Genomic DNA, 16,224 nt, shown 5'->3' on the forward strand with positions numbered 1-16,224 from the left:
GACGCACACACTTGGCCTATATCGAACCAACTCCAACAAGGTGGGGTTCCGCTATGGCCAGGTTTCTAACTTACGACCTCAACCCAACGCACTACCCTGACATAATCGCGTTGCTGTTAACATGACATATTGACGTTGCCACGACAGCAGGGATTACGCCGACGTTACAGGACAATTTGTTTGTCAAAAGTGCGACAAACAAATTTAGCGACGGTATCGAAAAACCGACTAACGATCGGCGAGCAGCGCACGCAAATCACTCAGCATCGTCGTCACGACCGGATTCGGACCGATGTAGACGACGCGCAACGTGCCATGGCGATCGACGATAGCCGTCAACGGCGTGTGGTCGATTAGGCCGCGACCTTTCCGCTTGACCCCAACACCGAAGTTTTTCCAAACCGCTCTGAGCTTACTTTCTTCGCCGGTGAGAAACGCCCAGTTGTCCAACTCCGCGCCATAACGTTGGGCGTAACCGGCCAACACCTTCGGCGCGTCGATTTCCGGATCGGTGGTGATCGTTAGTAGCTGAATATCCTTGCGCTCAGTAGCGGATAAGCCGATTTGCACTTGGCGCATGGATGCCGTCAGCAGCGGACAAACATCGGGACAAGTGGTGTAAGCGAAACTGACGAGAACCACCTTGCCTCCGAGTTGACTGAATCGAAATGTTTGGCCGCTTTGATCGGTGAGGATGAAATCGCCAATCGCCAGTTTAACTTCACGGCGCTGGGTCGAACTTTGAGGCGCGGTCGCGGCAAGCACGAAGATTGGCGAATTTATTAGCAAGACAACCGCACAAAAGGGTAACCAACTGCGAATTGTCACGGTTTTTTCTCCGCTGGTGGGTCGTCATAACCGAGCACCGCTTCCCAAGGGATACTGCAATGGGCGGCGACTAGCGTATCGAAATTCTCCCACCAGCTAATGTTACGCCCTTCTCGGCTAATGAGTCGCACCATTTGCAGCATGTCGTTAAGCTCGGACTGGCTAAGCGCGGGTGAGAAGGCAGGCATCACGCCTTTGCCGTCGGCTATAGCTCTTTTGATCTGCGGATTGCTCTTATGTTGGACTGTATCACGGAAATCCGGTGGCAACGCTGGCAGCGCCGCCGCCATGGGTCCATCGCCGCGACCGTTGGCGCCGTGGCAGTTGAAACAGCGCTGGGAATAAACCGTGTCCATGCGGCTGTTGCGGCCGCAGCCTACCGCAAGAAGCAACAGCGCAAAGCAGCAAAAAATGGCTGATCGCATCACTGCTCCAACAGGTAACACAGCCGATCCGGCCTGCCAAGCCGAGCGCCAGCAAGGACCAATTGTTGACACGAAATTAATTTTCGTATTATTTATCCACTTAGATTATGGCCACACACCACCTATCGCGCTTTGGCGTATCGCTGGAAGATGATCTGTTAGCCGCTTTCGATCTGAGCATCGGCGAGTTGGGCTACCAAAACCGCTCCGAGGCGATTCGCGATCTGATTCGCGATCACTTGATCCAGCAGAAAGTCGGTCGCGGCGCTACGCCGGTGATCGGCGTGGTTACCTTGGTCTATGACCATCGGGTGCACCGACTGAGCGATTTACTCGCGGACATGCAGCACAAAGCCGAAGTCGCGGTGAGCGCCAGTCTGCATATCCATTTGGATGAGCATAATTGTCTCGAAGCCATCGTCATCCGCGGCCGCGCCGATAAAGTTCACGAGATCGCCAGCAAATTGATCGCCACCAAGGGCGTGCAGAACGGTAAGTTGGTAACCACAACCGCGGAGATGAAGCACTAAATTTTTTTGCGTCAAATAGCACGAATTTGAATAAGGTACTACCAAAGACTCCCATGAACGCTTGGCGACGAAATTCTGCTGGTCTGCTCCTAGGGATATTTTTGCGCTTCGCGCCAGCTTTCGCAGCCGACCCGGTGGAAGTCTACGTCATCGGTCAACAACCGACTTCGACCGCAAGCGAGCAAACCATTCGCCAAAAAGAATTCGAACTCCGACCGAGCACCACGCCGGGAGACATTCTGCGCTTGGTCCCCGGACTATTCGTCGCCCAACATCAGGGCGGCGGCAAAGCCGAGCAAATTTTTCTGCGCGGTTTCGACGCCGACCATGGCTCCGACGTGGCGATCTTTATCGACGGCATTCCAGTCAACTTGCCGAGCCACGGCCACGGCCAAGGATACGCCGACCTTCATTGGCTAATCCCAGAGATGGTCGATCGCGTGGAAGTCTATAAAGGTCCCTACTTTGTGCAGTTCGGCGACTTCAATACCGCTGGCGCAGTCAACATCATTACTAAGAAGCGCGACAAAGACACAACTCTGACGATTACCGGGGGCAGTTACAATCAGCAACGTTATCTCGGCGTGCTTTCCCCGCCCGAGGGCACGCCGTTCTCACCTTACATCGGCGTCGAAGCATTTCACGATCTCGGACCGTTCAAAAATCCTGAGAACTTTAACCGACTCAACGTCATGTCGAAGTTCACACTGTTGTCGACGGCGAGTGCCAATCTCCACCTGCTCGGCAGTTTTTTCAAAAGCGATTGGAATGCGTCAGGCGAAATTCCGGCGCGCGCGGTACGAGCTAGGGAACTCGGCCGATTCGACGCCGTCGACAACAGCGAAGGCGGCAAGACCGAACGGCACAACGTCAATGTGCAATACAATTGGGCCGATGCCGAGCAATCGCTCAACGCCCAAGCTTGGTTTTCCTATTACCGATTTCAATTGTTTTCAAATTTTACCTTCTTCCAGGACGATTCGGTCAATGGCGATGAGATCGAGCAAACCGACAAGCGCATCCTCGGCGGCACGTATCTCAACTACCGGCGCAATTATTCGTTGCTGAATATTCCTAACGAGACGCTCGTCGGTTTTTCCAGCCGCAGCGATCGCGCCAACGTCGGCCAATTTCGTGACACCCGCCGCCAACGACTGGCGAACACCAGCGATTCGTTGATCCAGCAGCACAATCTGGCCTGGTATGCCCAACAAGAGCTGCGCCCCACCGAATGGCTGCGAGCCCAGCTCGGCGTCCGCTTGGATAAATTCTTCTACGACGTGCGCGCCGACGGCAGCGCGGCCAATTCCATCAACGGTACCAAAGAAGCTGTCATCGCCAATCCCAAAGTCAATTTGATTGTCTCACCGTTTGTCGACAACGCCGTCGCCAAACGCTCGGAGCTCTACGTCAATTTCGGCGGCGGCTATCACAGCAACGACGCCCGCGACGTGGTGACCAGCTCAAGCAGCAAAGCGGTGCTGCCGCGCGCCCTCGGCGGCGAGCTCGGATACAAAACCAAGCTCTTCGATCGTTTCGATGTTGGTATCGATTATTGGCGCCTGCATCTCGATAGTGAATTGGTTTGGGCCGGCGACGCTGGTAGTACCGAAGCCAAGGGCAAAACCCAACGACAGGGTATCGAAGGCGAGTTGCGATTTCAGCTCGTCGACTGGCTGAGCGCCGATCTCGACACGTCGTACACCTGGGCGAAATTTGTCAAAACCGGCGACGCGGTTCCGTTGGCGCCGCGATTTCTCGCCGCCGGCGGTTTGACTGCGCGCCATTTGACCGGACTGGAAGGTCGCCTGCAAATGCGCTCCATCGGTGCCCGTTGGGGCGACAAAGAGCGCACGGCGACGATTCACGGTTATACGATTTTCGATCTGCTCGCCAAATATAAATGGGAGCGCTGCGAATTTTTGTTTTCGATCGTCAACCTCGCCAATAAAAAATGGCGCTCGGCGCAATTTTTTCATAGCTCGCAATTGAAATCGGAAAGCACGCCGGTCAACGACATTCACTTTTCCCCCGGCGAGCCGCTGACTGTCAAAGCCGGCATCACGGTGCATCTATGGTGACGATTTTTTTATATGCCTGAGGCAGAAGAACAAACGATGGCAGAAAACATACAGCAACAAAGCGCCCAGGCTTCAGTGAGCCGCAGGACAATTTTTTCGATCGTCTGCAGCGCCCATTTCATCAACCATTTTCAGTCGGCCATGCTGGGCGTGATCTATCCATTGATGATGAAAGAGCTCGGCATGAGCTATCTCGCCATCGCGTCGCTCGCTTCGGTCTACAATACGCTCGGCAGCATCTTGCAGGCCTCCTATGGTTTCGTCGTGCCCTATCTACGCCGCGGCGTGATCTTAGCCATCGGCAACTGCCTGCTGGGAGTTTCGGTCTTTGCCAACGGCTTCGCGTCGACCTTCAATCATTTTTTCATCGCCCGCTTAATCGGCGGCATCGGCTCCAGCCCGCAACATCCGGTGGGGTCGAGCATGCTCGCCAGCCATTTTACCGAAGGGCGCGGCCGCATCTTAGCGTTTCACTCGACGGCTGGACAGATCGGCGGATTGCTGGCACCGATCTCGGCGGCGCTGTTGGTAAGTTGGCTCGGTTGGCGCGGCGTATTTTGGGTTATCGGCGCTCTGACGATTGTCATCGGCCTGCTTTGCCTAGTTTTCCAAGACCGTCTGCACAACGCCGAGGACAAACCAAAATCCCGTCTCGCCCCCGGCGGTTGGCAGGCATACAAGGCTTGTCTAAAAAATAAAAACATCTTGCTGGTCTCGCTGGTGTTTATGGCCGGCGCCGCCGGCCGCGGCCAAGACATCAATGAGGTTTACATCATTCCCCATTTTGTCCACGACTTTAATCTCGATCTCACCCGCGCCGCGCTGCTTTTTAGTTTGATCCAAGTCGGCAGCCTGGTCGGCCCGTTCGTTTGGGGTTGGATCTCCGATCGCTACAATCGCAAGCTGGTGATTCAGGCGTCGCTGTTAATGTCGGGAGTCTGCACGATCTGGCTCGCATGGCAGCAAACGGTTTCCGCCGGGCTGTTTATCAATCTGATTGTCTACGGCGCGGCGGTGACCTCGCGCCAGACGCTCACTCAGGCGTTGCTCGCCGATCTCGTCGGCGAGGAACTCTTCGATGCCGCTTTCAGTCTCTACTATTTTATCGGTTTCATTTCGATTCCCTTTTGGACGTTAATCACCGGCGGCGTCATGAGCAAGTACGGCTTCGGTCTGGCGTTTAGTGTGATTTCGATTTCCTATCTGGTGGCGATGAGCCTGCTCCTGCTGCTGCGCATGCCGGCGAAGGCTGAAGCGAGCGCGCGGTAAGGCAATCCTTTTGGGCGCCACGGTCGTAATAGTTAAAGATGCCGAAAAATGTTTCAGCGAATTGAAATGATGATCAAGAGCCGATCGATCTTCGCCGCGAAAATGTCCCAGGAGATTCTTCCATGAAGGAGGAATCCTTCGGCATTCCTTTGTTCACGTCGCTGACGATTCACGGCCTAGTGCTGTTGGTTGCCTCGTCGATCGTTCATAGCAATCGACCGCTTCCAGATTTTCTACGGGTCAGTTTGATCGAACTGCCAGCGGTTAGCGAAGAAAAAAAGCCCGCGCCACTCGCGAAACCGCCAGAAAACAAACCGACGGAGATAAAACCTATCCTACCTACAAAAACTGACGCGACCGTGATCGCCAGCGCTCCTCGCGTCGAAGACGGCGGCAGCGAAGCCAGCGCGAGTAATCTTTTCGGCAAAAGCGAAAATGGTGTGTTGCCGGGAACGGGAAGTGCCGGTGGCGGCACATCCGTAGCGGGGCTCGGCCGCGGCGCCGGCGCGCCTGGACTGCCGGCCCAACAACCAATTTTTAGAACCAATCGCGAAGCCAAAGCGCTGCAAACCGCCCGGGCAAGCTATCCGGCGATGGCGCTACGTAACGGCGTCGAAAGCGACGTCACTTTGAGAATCGAAGTCGATACTCAAGGCAATGTCACGAAAGCCGAAATCCTCAAGAGCGGCGGCGCCGGCTTCGATGACGAAGCGCTCAAAGCCGTCAAGCAATCGCGCTTCGAGCCGGCGCAGAAAGACGGCCAAAACGTTGCCGCCGAATTTACTTTCGTCTACCGTTTCCGTTTGCAGCGTTGAGTCGCGGCCCAAGCGATTTTTCACCAGCTAAGATTTGCCGCAAGGGTCGACGCTTTCGACCGCGATGAATTTATGTTCAAATAACCGTCAGGGAGATTGACGCATGAAGCTTGGAGCATTTATTTTCGCCGCCGTCTTGACGATCGCGCTACCGTTTGGCGCCGCGGCTCAGCACGAACATAGCGATCACGCGGCACCCGCCGCAAAAACCACCACGGATAAGACAACCCCACCAGCGCTCAAACCCGCCGAGGGCGCCAGCATAAAAATCCTCGTCCCAACTAAGGGGCAAAGCATCAAGGGCGACAAGGTGGAAATTCACTACAAACTCGTCAAAGGCAAACGCGGCCACCACGCCCACGCTTACATCGACGGCGAAATGATGGGCATGTTCGAAAGCGCCAAAGGCACGCTCAACGGCGTCAAACCCGGAAAACATGTCTTGGAGCTGCGTGTCGTCGCCAACGATCACACAACCGAACTGGATGCCCGCGACAAAGTCGAGTTCACCGTCAAGTAAACATTTGGCCCACGCCGTCGAGCTTGCAGCGCCTGGCGCGACCGACTAACATTGCACCCACCACGCGATGAACACCGATAGACAAATAGCGAACGCAAAGCGCGGCCTCTGTCTCAGCGCTGCCCTGTCCTTGCTGCTGTTTGCCGTACTCTCGGCGCCTCATCGAGTGCACCATTTCTTCGATCGCTTCAAAGCGCCGCAGGCGAGCGTACAGTTCGACAATCACGACGCGCACCAACACGAGCATTCACCCGCACCGCCGCCGGTTTCGCAGCAGAGCGATTGCGTCACTCTAACGGCGATCCAAAACGCCCAAGCATTGACCGCAGCGTCATTCGAATTGCCTACTGTCACCGTCGCGGTGCGACTCCAGACAGTAGAGTCGAGCCATTCCCCGAGATCGTTCAATCCCTCACCCTGCTCACAGCGCGCGCCGCCTCTGATCTAAATTTTCATTGGCATTTTATTTACTTCTAGTGGCAAACCCATCGAGTGCATCTTCCAACCGATTGGGAATTGCCTGAGAAGAAGTTCTTCCAACGCATCGGCTGCGATGCGAAGTCAGATAGAGGGAAGACGATGACTGATAGACTTAGCGGATTACTTCCGTTCCTATTATCGCTGCTGGTTTTCGGTTGCAGCGCGGAACTGATCGAACGCGGCATGGGAGCTCGCTCGGCGAGAATAGAATTCGGCGCAGAAATCCATCTCGGCGATGGCACGCGCAATCCCTCGACGCCGTTTCTCCGTTACCGTGCCGATGGCCGGCTATTCGCGATCTGGACCGAAGACAACGCCGGCATGAGCGCCACGACGAAACCGACTCAAGCGCACGAACATGTCGCCGGCAAGATGGCACCCTCGCCGCTGCGCGTAGCGCTGCTCGCGGCGTCCGCCCAAGTGAATAGCGATTCGGAAGAAATTCAGGGCGAGGAAAATGGTCCCAAGGTTGCCTTCGGCGCCGACAACCGAGCTTACGTAGCTTGGTCAATCCCCAGCGCGATAGGCGACAAAACCCGCGCCAACATTCGCTTCGCCATGGATGACGGCAAAGGCGGCTTCACATCGGCGCGGACTTTGAACGAAGTCAAAGATGCTGCGCGCTTTCCGATCATCGAGCTCGCGCCCGATGGCAACTTTCTAATTGCCTGGATCGACCGGCGCGTCGACGGACCCCAGCTGCGCCAGCTCTATCTCATGCGCATGAATTCAAACGGCCAGGCGGCGACGAAAAATTATCAGGTGGGCCAGGGTCTCTGCGAATGCTGCAAGCTCGGCATCGCATTTGCCGATGGCGGGAAAACGATTTACATGGTCGACCGCGAGGTCAATGACAAACAAATTCGTAATCACGTGCTGCGCAAGTCGTCCAACGGCGGCGCGACCTTCGCCGCGCCGGTGCAAATCAGCGACGACGGCTGGCAGGTTCCGTCATGCCCGCACTCCGGTCCGAGCATCGGCCGCGACAGTCGCGGCCGACTGCACGTCAGTTGGTTCACCCTTGGCCGCACCGAACAGGAAGCCGGTATTTATTACAGCAAGTCGAAAGACAGCGGCAAAAGTTTTGCGCTGCGTCAGTTGGTGCAGGCCAACAGCGCGCCCGAGATTCTCTACAACAATCTGGTGGTCGGTGACGACGATACGGTCTACTCGGCTTGGAGCAATCTCGATAGCAACAACCGCGCGCAAATATATCTGCGCCTGCTCAACGCCGACGAGCAAAGCTGGAGTCCGATCCAACAAGTGAGCAACGCCAAAGGTAACGCCAGCCGGCCAAGCTTGGCCCTGCGCCATAACCAACTCCACATCGCCTGAACTGAAATCGACGGCGAAGATTCCCGGGTGGTGATGAAAAGCGCGACGGTGCAGCGATGAAATCGGTAAACGTAAGAATGAGCTTAACCGTAGCCTTGCTCTGGCTGCTGGCGACTGCGTTAACCACATCGACCGCCAGCGCACAGCATGTTCATCCAGCGAATCCGGGCACAGCGCCAACCGTCGGCGCCGCGGCAGTCCCTTTCGAACTGAAATCGATGGAAGGAAAAACGCTCACGTTAGAAACTTTTCATGGCAAACCGCTGGTGTTAATTTTTTTCGCCAGTTGGTGCGATCCCTACCGCGATGAAATGCCGCTCATCAACGAGCTGGCATCACAAGGAAGCAAAGAAGGTTTCAGCGTGCTCGGCGTCGCCGTCGAAGATACCCGCGCCGCGGTGAGCGAATTCGCTAAGGAAGCGAAACTAATTTTTCCGATCGCCCTGGACCTGAACAGCACCGTCAAACGAGCCTATCGTATCTTCGGTCCACCAGCGACTTTTTTCATCGACGGGCAAGGCATCGTTCGCGACATCGTCCTCGGCCCGGCGACAACGGAACGGGCGCGCAAGGCGTTAAAGAAAACTGGCTTGGTCGGCAAACAATGATCGCGTCGTCGTTAAAACCCTGGAGATCCATCGCGCTACTTTTATTGGCGCTGCTATTAACTAGCGTCAAGCTCAGCGCGGCGGAACTGAAGCAATCTCCCAGCGATCCTGAGCAAGTTTTGCAAACTTACCTGCGCGCCACCTACGCGCGCGATTTCATCGAAGCCTACCTCTTTATTTCGAGCGCCGACCGCAAAGCGCGCGATCTCAACCGTTATCTCCAACAGCGCGGCCCCTTCGCCGGCTTTACTTTGGAGGTGGCGAAAAAGCTCAGCGAGTCAATGGAAATCTATTTCAAACAGCGCAGAGACACGCCGACGCGCATCCAGACGGTTATCAACTACAAAGTTCCCGACCCGAATAAGATTTCAGCCCTGCTGCTCAATTGGGACGCCTACCGGTTGAACTCTTTAGCGCCAGCGGAGCGCAAACAAATTCTCGACGCCATCGACAAGAAAAAACACGGCGGCTCGCTCGACATGAGCGAAGGCGAAGAAAACTTCGAGTTGGTCAAAGAAGCCGACGGTTGGCGGATTTTTTTGAATTGGGCCGCTGGAGTCAAAATCCCGTTGCGCGTCGATCTATCGCAGGCAACCGATCTCGATGTCAGCTTGTCAAAGACCGACATCGTCGCGCAGCCGGGGGAGATCTTTGAAGTCGTTCCGAAAATCACCAACCGGACTAACCAACCTGTCACCGCGCGCATCGTCCACGTGGTCGAGCCCGACGCCAGCGCCGATTTCTTGGACTTCGTCCAGTGTGGCTTTCTTTTGCCGGTGACGATTGCGCCGGCCAAGCAACAGGAATTTTCCGGTACCTACCTATTGCGCGGCACGCTGCCCGAAGGTGTGCGCCAACTCAAGCTCACTTACGACTTTCGCCTACTAAAGTAATCGGCGCGGCCGACGTGGGGAATCTAGCAGTGCGTGGCAATTTGTGTTTAATTTGCTGCCATCGAATGGCTCACTCAATGAATCGAAAAATCTCACCGCTGATATTCCTACTTGGCGCGCTGGTTTATTTAATTGCGGCCGCCACGGCGCTGGCGCAGGACTCGCCTTTTGAGCACAAAAAAATCGTTCCCTTCGTGCCCTCGCCGCCGCAAGTGGTCGAGAAAATGCTCGACATGGGTGGAATTAAATCCGGCGACCTGGTGTACGACCTCGGCTCGGGTGACGGCCGCATCGTCATCGCCGCCGCGCAAAGAGGCGCTCAAGCCATCGGGTTTGAAATCGACGGCGATCTGATCAAAGACTCCCGGGCGAATATTCAAAAAGCCGGGGTTCAAGCGCGCGCTGAAATTCGCAACCAGGATCTACTCACCGTGGACTTCTCGGCCGCCACCGTGGTGACGATGTATTTGTTCCCGGAGGTCAATCTGCAACTCAGGCCCAAGCTGCTCGCCCAACTCAAACCCGGCGCACGAGTCGTTTCCCATGCTTTCGACATGGGCGATTGGCCGCCCGACAAGCACGAACAAGTTCTCGGCCGTAACATTTATGTTTGGACCATCCGGGCGAAGTAATCTTGCCACGTGACGAATTCTATTATCTATGATGAAAAAATTTCTTCTCCCGCTCTGCGCCGGTTTACTGCTGGCGTTGCCGGCGCTCGCTTGGTTAGTCAACAGCGATGCGAGCCCGCGCCAAGAACCGGTACAAGCGCTGAGCCAATATCTGCGATTTCTCTACGCCCGGGATTTTCGCCAAGCCTACCGTTTCATTTCCGCCGACGACCAAGGATTAAAAAATGTCAACGACTATGTCCGCGAACGGGGATCGTTCAGCGGCTTCACGTTGGCGCTGGCGGCCAGGCTCGCCGGTTTGATCGAAGTCAATCAGCTCGCCAGCGTCGCCGAGGGACCGCGCCAGCGCGTCACCGTCGCCATGAAACTGCCGGACGCCAACAGCATCGCGCCGCTATTGCACGACTGGGATGACAAAAAATTGAATGCTCTATCCGCGCCGGCACGCAGAAACCTGCTGTCGACCATCGATAAAATGATCGGCGCCGGCAAACTACCGATGATCGAAGGCGAAGAAAAATTCGTCCTGAGCAAAGAAGGCTCCAAGTGGAAAGTCTTTCTCGACTGGGCCGCCGGCGTCCAAGTACAGTTCAGCGCCACCGTGCCGGGCAACGCAATCAGCGCCACGGCGCTCAGCAAAAGCACAGTAGCGCGCTCCGGCGATCTATTTACCGTCGGTTTCAAAGTGGTCAACCGGTCAGCCAAGGAGATCGTCACACGCATCGCGCACCGGGTCGAGCCGCAAGAGTTCGCGCAATATTTGGATCTCGTCGAGTGCGCGCTTTTGCTGCCGGTGCGGATTCAGCCCGGCGAGGAGCAGATTTATCGCAGTACCTACTCGGTCCGCGGCGATTTACCCGATGGCACTAAACTGCTCAACGTCACCTATGAATTCAAGATCGAAAATTAACTTCTGGCTCATAGCTTGTTTTGGCATCGGTCTGATCACCTCCTACGCCCAGGCGCATATCCCGATTCCGCCGAAACAACCGAGTGAAATCGGCCGCCGTCTGGTCAAGAGCGTCGTCGCCGATTTCAAATTGATCGATCAGAATGGCAATCCGTTTCAGATGGCAACGAGCCGCGGCAAGGTCGTTTTAGTCAATTTCATCTTCACCACCTGCCCCGATGTTTGTCCGCTGCTGAGCGCCAAAGTCGCCGCCATCCAACGCGCTTTGGATGAGAAGAAAATTAAGAACTATTGGCTGCTCAGCATCACCACCGATCCGGAACGCGACAGCGCAGCCGTCATGAAAGATTACGCCGGACGCTTCAAAGCCGATCTGAACCACTGGTCGTTCCTAACCGGCGCGCGCGCAGATTTGGTAAAGGTTTGGAAAGCGTTCGGCGTCAACGTTACCAAACCCGATTCCGGACAAGTTTTTCACACTGCGCTGACCACGCTCATCGACCGTCAAGGGCTGCGCCGAGTCGACTACTACGGCGACAAATGGCTCGAGCCCGAAGTGCTCAAGGATTTTCAGTGGCTCAGCGCGCAAAAGTAATCAGCGGTGCGCTGACCTTTGCCATCGGCGTTTTGCTTTTCATTGCGAGCAGCTTGGCCGCACAGAACAAGTCCGGCGTATTGGAAATCCACATCAAAGATCACCGCGACGCCATCGGCGACTTCGCTAAACTAAACATCGTCATCGATAAATTTTCACTCAGTCCAAAAGCCGGGCTCAAGTTCTGGCAAACCGGCTGGCGCGACCTCCCGGCCAATCCCGACACCGTCGATCTGACCCAATACATCGGAATAAACCGCGCGCGAGTCTATCGCGGCCCCATCGAAGCCGGCAGCTTCGAAGGCTTTCACCTCAAGATCAAACGGATAGATGGGATTCTCAATAAAGATCAGCGCCGCGCCGCGATCAAAAACCGGATCGGCACCGTAAAACTACCCTTTGAAGTCCGCCCCGACGGCGAAACCCTACTGATCATCGATCTGACGGTAGGCGATTTCACCGACCACCCGCCGCGCGGTTACGAGCTCAGCTTGCAAGGCTATGAAGTTTTTACCAATGGAAAACTAACGGCAAGAATCCCGCCGGGTTAAAGCGCAGCGGACCGAATGGAAGCCGCGCTAATTCTTCACTACACGAATAATCATGTTGGTATTGTAGTAGTCGTAGTTAAAAATCAAATTCCACTCACTCGGGCAATTGACGCAATCATCCCCCCGGGAAGTAAACCAGCGAAACACTTCATGATACGAAACCGACGTACAAGCATCGCTGTCAGCCACCCAGTAGTCCTCATAGTTCGCGTCTAACTTGATAAAGTGCAGGCGCGAGGGCCCGGCACCGATGCGAGAACCCAATGAGCGCAATAACCGCACTTGGCGCGCTTGGAGATTTTGAAATATGAGCGAATCCGCAAACGGGATCGTCGCTTTCTTGAGCCGACCGAACAAATCAAAATCGCCGTACGGCCGCACGCGATGTCCTTGCGCCGCGTAACGGTCCACGTCATTGGCGACATTGAGCAAAATATATCCGCCGGGCTTGACCACGCGGCGCATCTCCAACAACGCTTTTTCCGGATTCGGAATATGCTCCAACACCCAAATCGACCAAAGGCCGTCAAATGAATTATCGGGGAACGGCATCTGGGTCGCCGACGCTTCGACAAATGGCTTATGAAAAAATTGCCGCGTGGTCGGGGAAATGTCCAAGGCTGTGTAATCTTCGACGATGTCCTGCAACATGCCGCTGCCAGCACCAACCTCAAGTACTTTTCTATCGCTCAAACCCTGCTGTTTGACAAAGTCGGCAACGGTTTGCGGGATCTTAGCTTTCACTGCGGCGTTTCGCGCGAAGTCGATGTAAAATTTATCCTTTGCCGATATCGGTACCGCAACGGTCGGAGACGTAGCCGCTTTGTTGTCCTTGGATGCGCTCGAATACGCCTGTTCATAGAAACGACGATTGGCCGCTTGAAACGATTCATCGCCCTGCGGGTCGACACTCCAAGGGTATCTGATCGCTGTGACAATCGTCGTCGCTAACAACAAGCTGGCATATCCGACCATCAAGACTCGTCTGATAGAAATCATGGAATTTTAAGTGCAGGTCACGCTCGTCCGTAGAATCTTCCTGCGCCACTCACGTTTGAGGATTTTACCAGACTTAGATATCTGAAGACATATAAATTCGCGTGGGGTCACCCACTGAATAGATTCGCTCTAAAACGCTACGAACTGGCGGCGAAATCCCGCGAAATCAAAACCGACCGCCCTCGTCCAATTTTGTTCTCCAATCTACGTCGAAGCGATGGCCAGCGCCGGCCAGCTAAAAAAACTCATCTGACAAATCGTTCGCGTTGGTTCGCTGGCACTCCAAAATCTACCCCAAAGCACTGCATTGCATTAGACCTGATTATTGACTGCGGGACTGGCATGCATCCTGCGTTTAATGTTTGCCGAAGGCTTTGTGGCTGCTAAACTTAGAATGAAAAAATGGATCGCAAAAAAAAGGGGTACACTGTGAATCTCATCAAACGTTTGCTAGTTGAAGAGGACGGCCAAGGCTTAGTCGAGTACACCTTGATCGTCGTGTTGGTCGCCTTAGTGTTTTGGGTGGCGATCAAAGAGACCAATATCGGTAGCCAACTCGGCAGCGGCTGGAGCAAAGTCACCAGTTGCGTGACCACTCCTTCAGCTTGCGATTCTAGTTCCTAAATCCGGCTGTGAATTGAAACGTACGGCCCGGCGCACATCGCTCGCGTTCGGCCGTACGTTGATTTTTTCTAACGTCAGCATGCGCTCTCGCTCGTTTCATCCGTGAAACGACGGCCATCTCTACACAAACGATAGAATAACCGATAGAATCCGAGTCGTTAACTTTCGATGAACGGCTCAAAAAATCAATTTATAATTCTCGGCGGCGTAGTCATCTGTTTGGCTATCGGCTTGGGCACGGCGCTGTGGCTGAGACTCGGGCCCTACCCGCAGCTCGCCGGCATGAAAAACAGCAGCGCCAGCGATGACGGGTTGAAACAGTACGGCGCGGTGCCGGATTTCCATTTAACCGAACGCAACGGCGACGCCGTCACGCTCGCTCACCTGCGCGGGCGAATTTGGATCGCTGATTTTATTTACACCAGCTGCACCGACACCTGTCCGCTCCAAACCGCGATGATGGCGCGGCTCCAAGAAGAATACGCCGGCAAGCCCAACTTCCAGTTGGTCTCAGTCACCGTCGAACCCGAGCGCGATACACCCCAAGCGCTGTCGGCGTACGCGGCGAAGCATAACGCCGATGCCAAGCGCTGGTTCTTTTTGACCGGCCAGCGCGATCGTATTATCAGCTTGATTCATGACGGCTTTCATCTGAGCGTTGCACCGCTGCCCGGCAGCGGCGAAGAGAGCGGCATGATCGCCCACAGCCCGCGCTTCGTGTTGATCGATGGCAATGGGCAAATTCGCGGCTACTACGACAGCCGCGAACTGACAGCTTTCGTCCGGCTCAAAAACGATGTGGACACCCTTTTGAAAGGATAAGCGATGGCGAGCGACAATAAAAATCCCAAAGGGAAACAACCGGCGGCTAAAATGTTTCTGCGCGACGGCCCCAATTGGCCACTATTTGTTCTTGCCGTCCTCGGTGTCGCGTTGTCCGGGTATCTTACCTTCACCGCCTGGCAAGGACGACTGGTCGCCTTCTGCAGCGCCGGTGCCGGCTGCGATTTGGTGCTCAACAGCCGTTGGTCGACGCTGTTCGGCATGCCAACTTCGTTCTGGGGATTGCTTACCTACGCGCTGCTCGCCGCCGTGGCTTGGAACCGTTACGCCGACAGCCAATGGCGATGGGCCTGGTTCATATCGCTGTTCGGCGTACTCTTCAGCGTCTACTTAACTTCAATTTCGTTTCTCGAACTCAAAGCCGCCTGCCCTTATTGTCTGACCTCGCTCGGATTGATGACGGCGATTTTTCTCCTGACGAATTTTCAACGGCCGGAGAATTTGCCCAAGTTTGCTTGGGGACCATGGCTCGGCAAAACCGTCAGCGTCGCCGCCGCGGTGATCGTCGCGTTGCATTTATATTTTGCCGGCTATTGGGGCTCAGCCCCCGGCCCGGAAGATCCTTGGGTCAGAGGGCTGGCCGATCATTTGACTAAGGCCGGGGCTAAATTCTACAGCGCCTCTTGGTGTCCGCACTGCCAAGAACAGAAGAAAAAATTTGGCGCCTCGGTCAAACGCATTCCATATATCGAATGCAGCCCCGGCGGGCCCCAAGCGCCCCAAGCGAAAGAGTGCAAAGACAAGAACATCGAGAGTTATCCGACCTGGATCATCGACGGCCAGCGGCGCACCGGAATTCTGGAACTGGACACCCTGGCGCAGATTACCAAATTCGACTACCAGGAAGGCAAACCCTAATGCGATTAACTGCAACCAAACTTTTTCTCGCCGCCAATATTTTCTGCGCTAGTTATTTAATCGCCCCACCTGCGGTCCAGGCCGATCCGTCGAAGTATCCTGAATTTGCCCAGCAAAATTTGCCACCCGACATCGTTCCCGCGTTTGTCAACGTCGACGAACTGATCGAAGTCGTAAAGGCTGGCGCCAAACCACTAATCATCGACGTGCGTACCTTGGCCGAATTCAATGAAGCGCATATCCTCGGCTCGGTATCGGCTCCCTTGGCGGAGTTCAAAGAGTTCATCAAAACCATCCCGCGCGACCGGCCGATAGTGCTCTATTGAGCTTGCCCCCACCACCTGGCCAGTCTGGCCTATGGCATTCTCTACGAAAACGGTTACCGCAATATGAAAGTGCTCAACGAAGGCATCATCGGTTGGTATGAA

The 16,224-nt window shown here is 55.2% G+C and carries 20 protein-coding genes; 16 read left to right on the forward strand and 4 right to left on the reverse strand.

Annotation, left to right across the window (positions count from 1 at the left end; genetic code table 11):
* Nucleotides 1–228 precede the first annotated feature (228 nt).
* Nucleotides 229–828, reverse strand: coding sequence for an SCO family protein (locus EXR70_03410; protein MSP37519.1), 600 nt, complete (start codon nt 826–828; stop codon nt 229–231).
* Complete coding sequence (locus tag EXR70_03415; GenBank protein ID MSP37520.1) at nt 825–1,253, reverse strand: cytochrome c; 429 nt, start codon at nt 1,251–1,253, stop codon at nt 825–827. The genes EXR70_03410 and EXR70_03415 overlap by 4 nt, the downstream gene beginning before the upstream one ends.
* A gap of 107 nt (nt 1,254–1,360) precedes the next feature.
* Between EXR70_03415 and nikR the strand changes: the two genes are divergently transcribed.
* The 5 genes from nikR (at nt 1,361) to EXR70_03440 (ending at nt 6,468) form a co-directional block, all read left to right on the forward strand.
* Nucleotides 1,361–1,783, forward strand: coding sequence for a nickel-responsive transcriptional regulator NikR (gene nikR / locus EXR70_03420; protein MSP37521.1), 423 nt, complete (start codon nt 1,361–1,363; stop codon nt 1,781–1,783).
* Between the two features lie 53 nt (nt 1,784–1,836).
* Nucleotides 1,837–3,864: a TonB-dependent receptor gene (locus EXR70_03425; protein MSP37522.1), complete on the forward strand. Its 2,028-nt coding sequence runs from the start codon at nt 1,837–1,839 to the stop codon at nt 3,862–3,864.
* Nucleotides 3,865–3,876: 12 nt separating this feature from the next.
* On the forward strand, nt 3,877–5,133 hold the full coding sequence (locus tag EXR70_03430; GenBank protein ID MSP37523.1) for an MFS transporter: 1,257 nt from the start codon (nt 3,877–3,879) through the stop codon (nt 5,131–5,133).
* Between the two features lie 122 nt (nt 5,134–5,255).
* Nucleotides 5,256–5,948: an energy transducer TonB gene (locus EXR70_03435; protein MSP37524.1), complete on the forward strand. Its 693-nt coding sequence runs from the start codon at nt 5,256–5,258 to the stop codon at nt 5,946–5,948.
* Nucleotides 5,949–6,051: 103 nt separating this feature from the next.
* Entirely contained in the window at nt 6,052–6,468 is a 417-nt protein-coding gene (locus EXR70_03440) for a hypothetical protein (GenBank protein MSP37525.1), read from the forward strand.
* Here the strand turns inward: EXR70_03440 and EXR70_03445 are convergent.
* Complete coding sequence (locus EXR70_03445; GenBank protein ID MSP37526.1) at nt 6,461–6,715, reverse strand: hypothetical protein; 255 nt, start codon at nt 6,713–6,715, stop codon at nt 6,461–6,463. The two genes, EXR70_03440 and EXR70_03445, sit on opposite strands and share 8 nt — an antisense overlap.
* A 332-nt stretch (nt 6,716–7,047) precedes the next feature.
* Between EXR70_03445 and EXR70_03450 the strand changes: the two genes are divergently transcribed.
* The 7 genes from EXR70_03450 to EXR70_03480 all read left to right on the forward strand — a co-directional run bounded on the left by EXR70_03450 (nt 7,048) and on the right by EXR70_03480 (nt 12,472).
* Nucleotides 7,048–8,283 (forward strand): exo-alpha-sialidase, encoded by a 1,236-nt coding sequence (locus EXR70_03450; protein MSP37527.1) that lies wholly within the window; start codon nt 7,048–7,050, stop codon nt 8,281–8,283.
* Nucleotides 8,284–8,339: 56 nt separating this feature from the next.
* A complete protein-coding gene (locus EXR70_03455) occupies nt 8,340–8,891 on the forward strand; it encodes a TlpA family protein disulfide reductase (protein ID MSP37528.1) in 552 nt (183 codons plus the stop codon).
* Entirely contained in the window at nt 8,888–9,784 is an 897-nt protein-coding gene (locus tag EXR70_03460; protein ID MSP37529.1) for a hypothetical protein, read from the forward strand. The genes EXR70_03455 and EXR70_03460 overlap by 4 nt, the downstream gene beginning before the upstream one ends.
* 65 nt (nt 9,785–9,849) lie before the next feature.
* Complete coding sequence (locus EXR70_03465; GenBank protein MSP37530.1) at nt 9,850–10,416, forward strand: class I SAM-dependent methyltransferase; 567 nt, start codon at nt 9,850–9,852, stop codon at nt 10,414–10,416.
* A gap of 28 nt (nt 10,417–10,444) precedes the next feature.
* Nucleotides 10,445–11,326, forward strand: a complete 882-nt coding sequence (locus EXR70_03470) for a hypothetical protein (GenBank protein MSP37531.1) — start codon at nt 10,445–10,447, stop codon at nt 11,324–11,326.
* Nucleotides 11,277–11,921 carry an SCO family protein gene (locus EXR70_03475; protein MSP37532.1) on the forward strand — a complete coding sequence of 215 codons (645 nt, stop codon included), beginning with the start codon at nt 11,277–11,279 and terminating at the stop codon, nt 11,919–11,921. Before EXR70_03470 ends, EXR70_03475 begins: the two co-directional genes overlap by 50 nt.
* Nucleotides 11,867–12,472 (forward strand): DUF4382 domain-containing protein, encoded by a 606-nt coding sequence (locus tag EXR70_03480; GenBank protein ID MSP37533.1) that lies wholly within the window; start codon nt 11,867–11,869, stop codon nt 12,470–12,472. Before EXR70_03475 ends, EXR70_03480 begins: the two co-directional genes overlap by 55 nt.
* 27 nt (nt 12,473–12,499) lie before the next feature.
* On the opposite strand, the gene EXR70_03485 is transcribed toward EXR70_03480, so the two are convergent.
* The gene (locus tag EXR70_03485) at nt 12,500–13,471 is read right to left on the reverse strand and encodes a class I SAM-dependent methyltransferase (GenBank protein ID MSP37534.1); all 972 of its coding nucleotides are present in this window, start codon (nt 13,469–13,471) and stop codon (nt 12,500–12,502) included.
* 402 nt (nt 13,472–13,873) lie between these two features.
* Between EXR70_03485 and EXR70_03490 the strand changes: the two genes are divergently transcribed.
* From EXR70_03490 to EXR70_03505, 4 genes are all read left to right on the forward strand, one after another.
* A complete protein-coding gene (locus EXR70_03490; protein ID MSP37535.1) occupies nt 13,874–14,095 on the forward strand; it encodes a Flp family type IVb pilin in 222 nt (73 codons plus the stop codon).
* A 168-nt stretch (nt 14,096–14,263) separates the two neighbouring features.
* The gene (locus EXR70_03495) at nt 14,264–14,917 is read left to right on the forward strand and encodes a redoxin domain-containing protein (protein ID MSP37536.1); all 654 of its coding nucleotides are present in this window, start codon (nt 14,264–14,266) and stop codon (nt 14,915–14,917) included.
* Between the two features lie 3 nt (nt 14,918–14,920).
* Nucleotides 14,921–15,796, forward strand: coding sequence for a Vitamin K epoxide reductase (locus EXR70_03500; GenBank protein MSP37537.1), 876 nt, complete (start codon nt 14,921–14,923; stop codon nt 15,794–15,796).
* Nucleotides 15,796–16,122, forward strand: a complete 327-nt coding sequence (locus EXR70_03505) for a rhodanese-like domain-containing protein (GenBank protein MSP37538.1) — start codon at nt 15,796–15,798, stop codon at nt 16,120–16,122. Before EXR70_03500 ends, EXR70_03505 begins: the two co-directional genes overlap by 1 nt.
* Nucleotides 16,123–16,224: the final 102 nt, after the last annotated feature.

Source organism: Deltaproteobacteria bacterium, assembly GCA_009692615.1.
Lineage (GTDB): Bacteria > Desulfobacterota > Binatia > UBA9968 > UBA9968 > DP-20.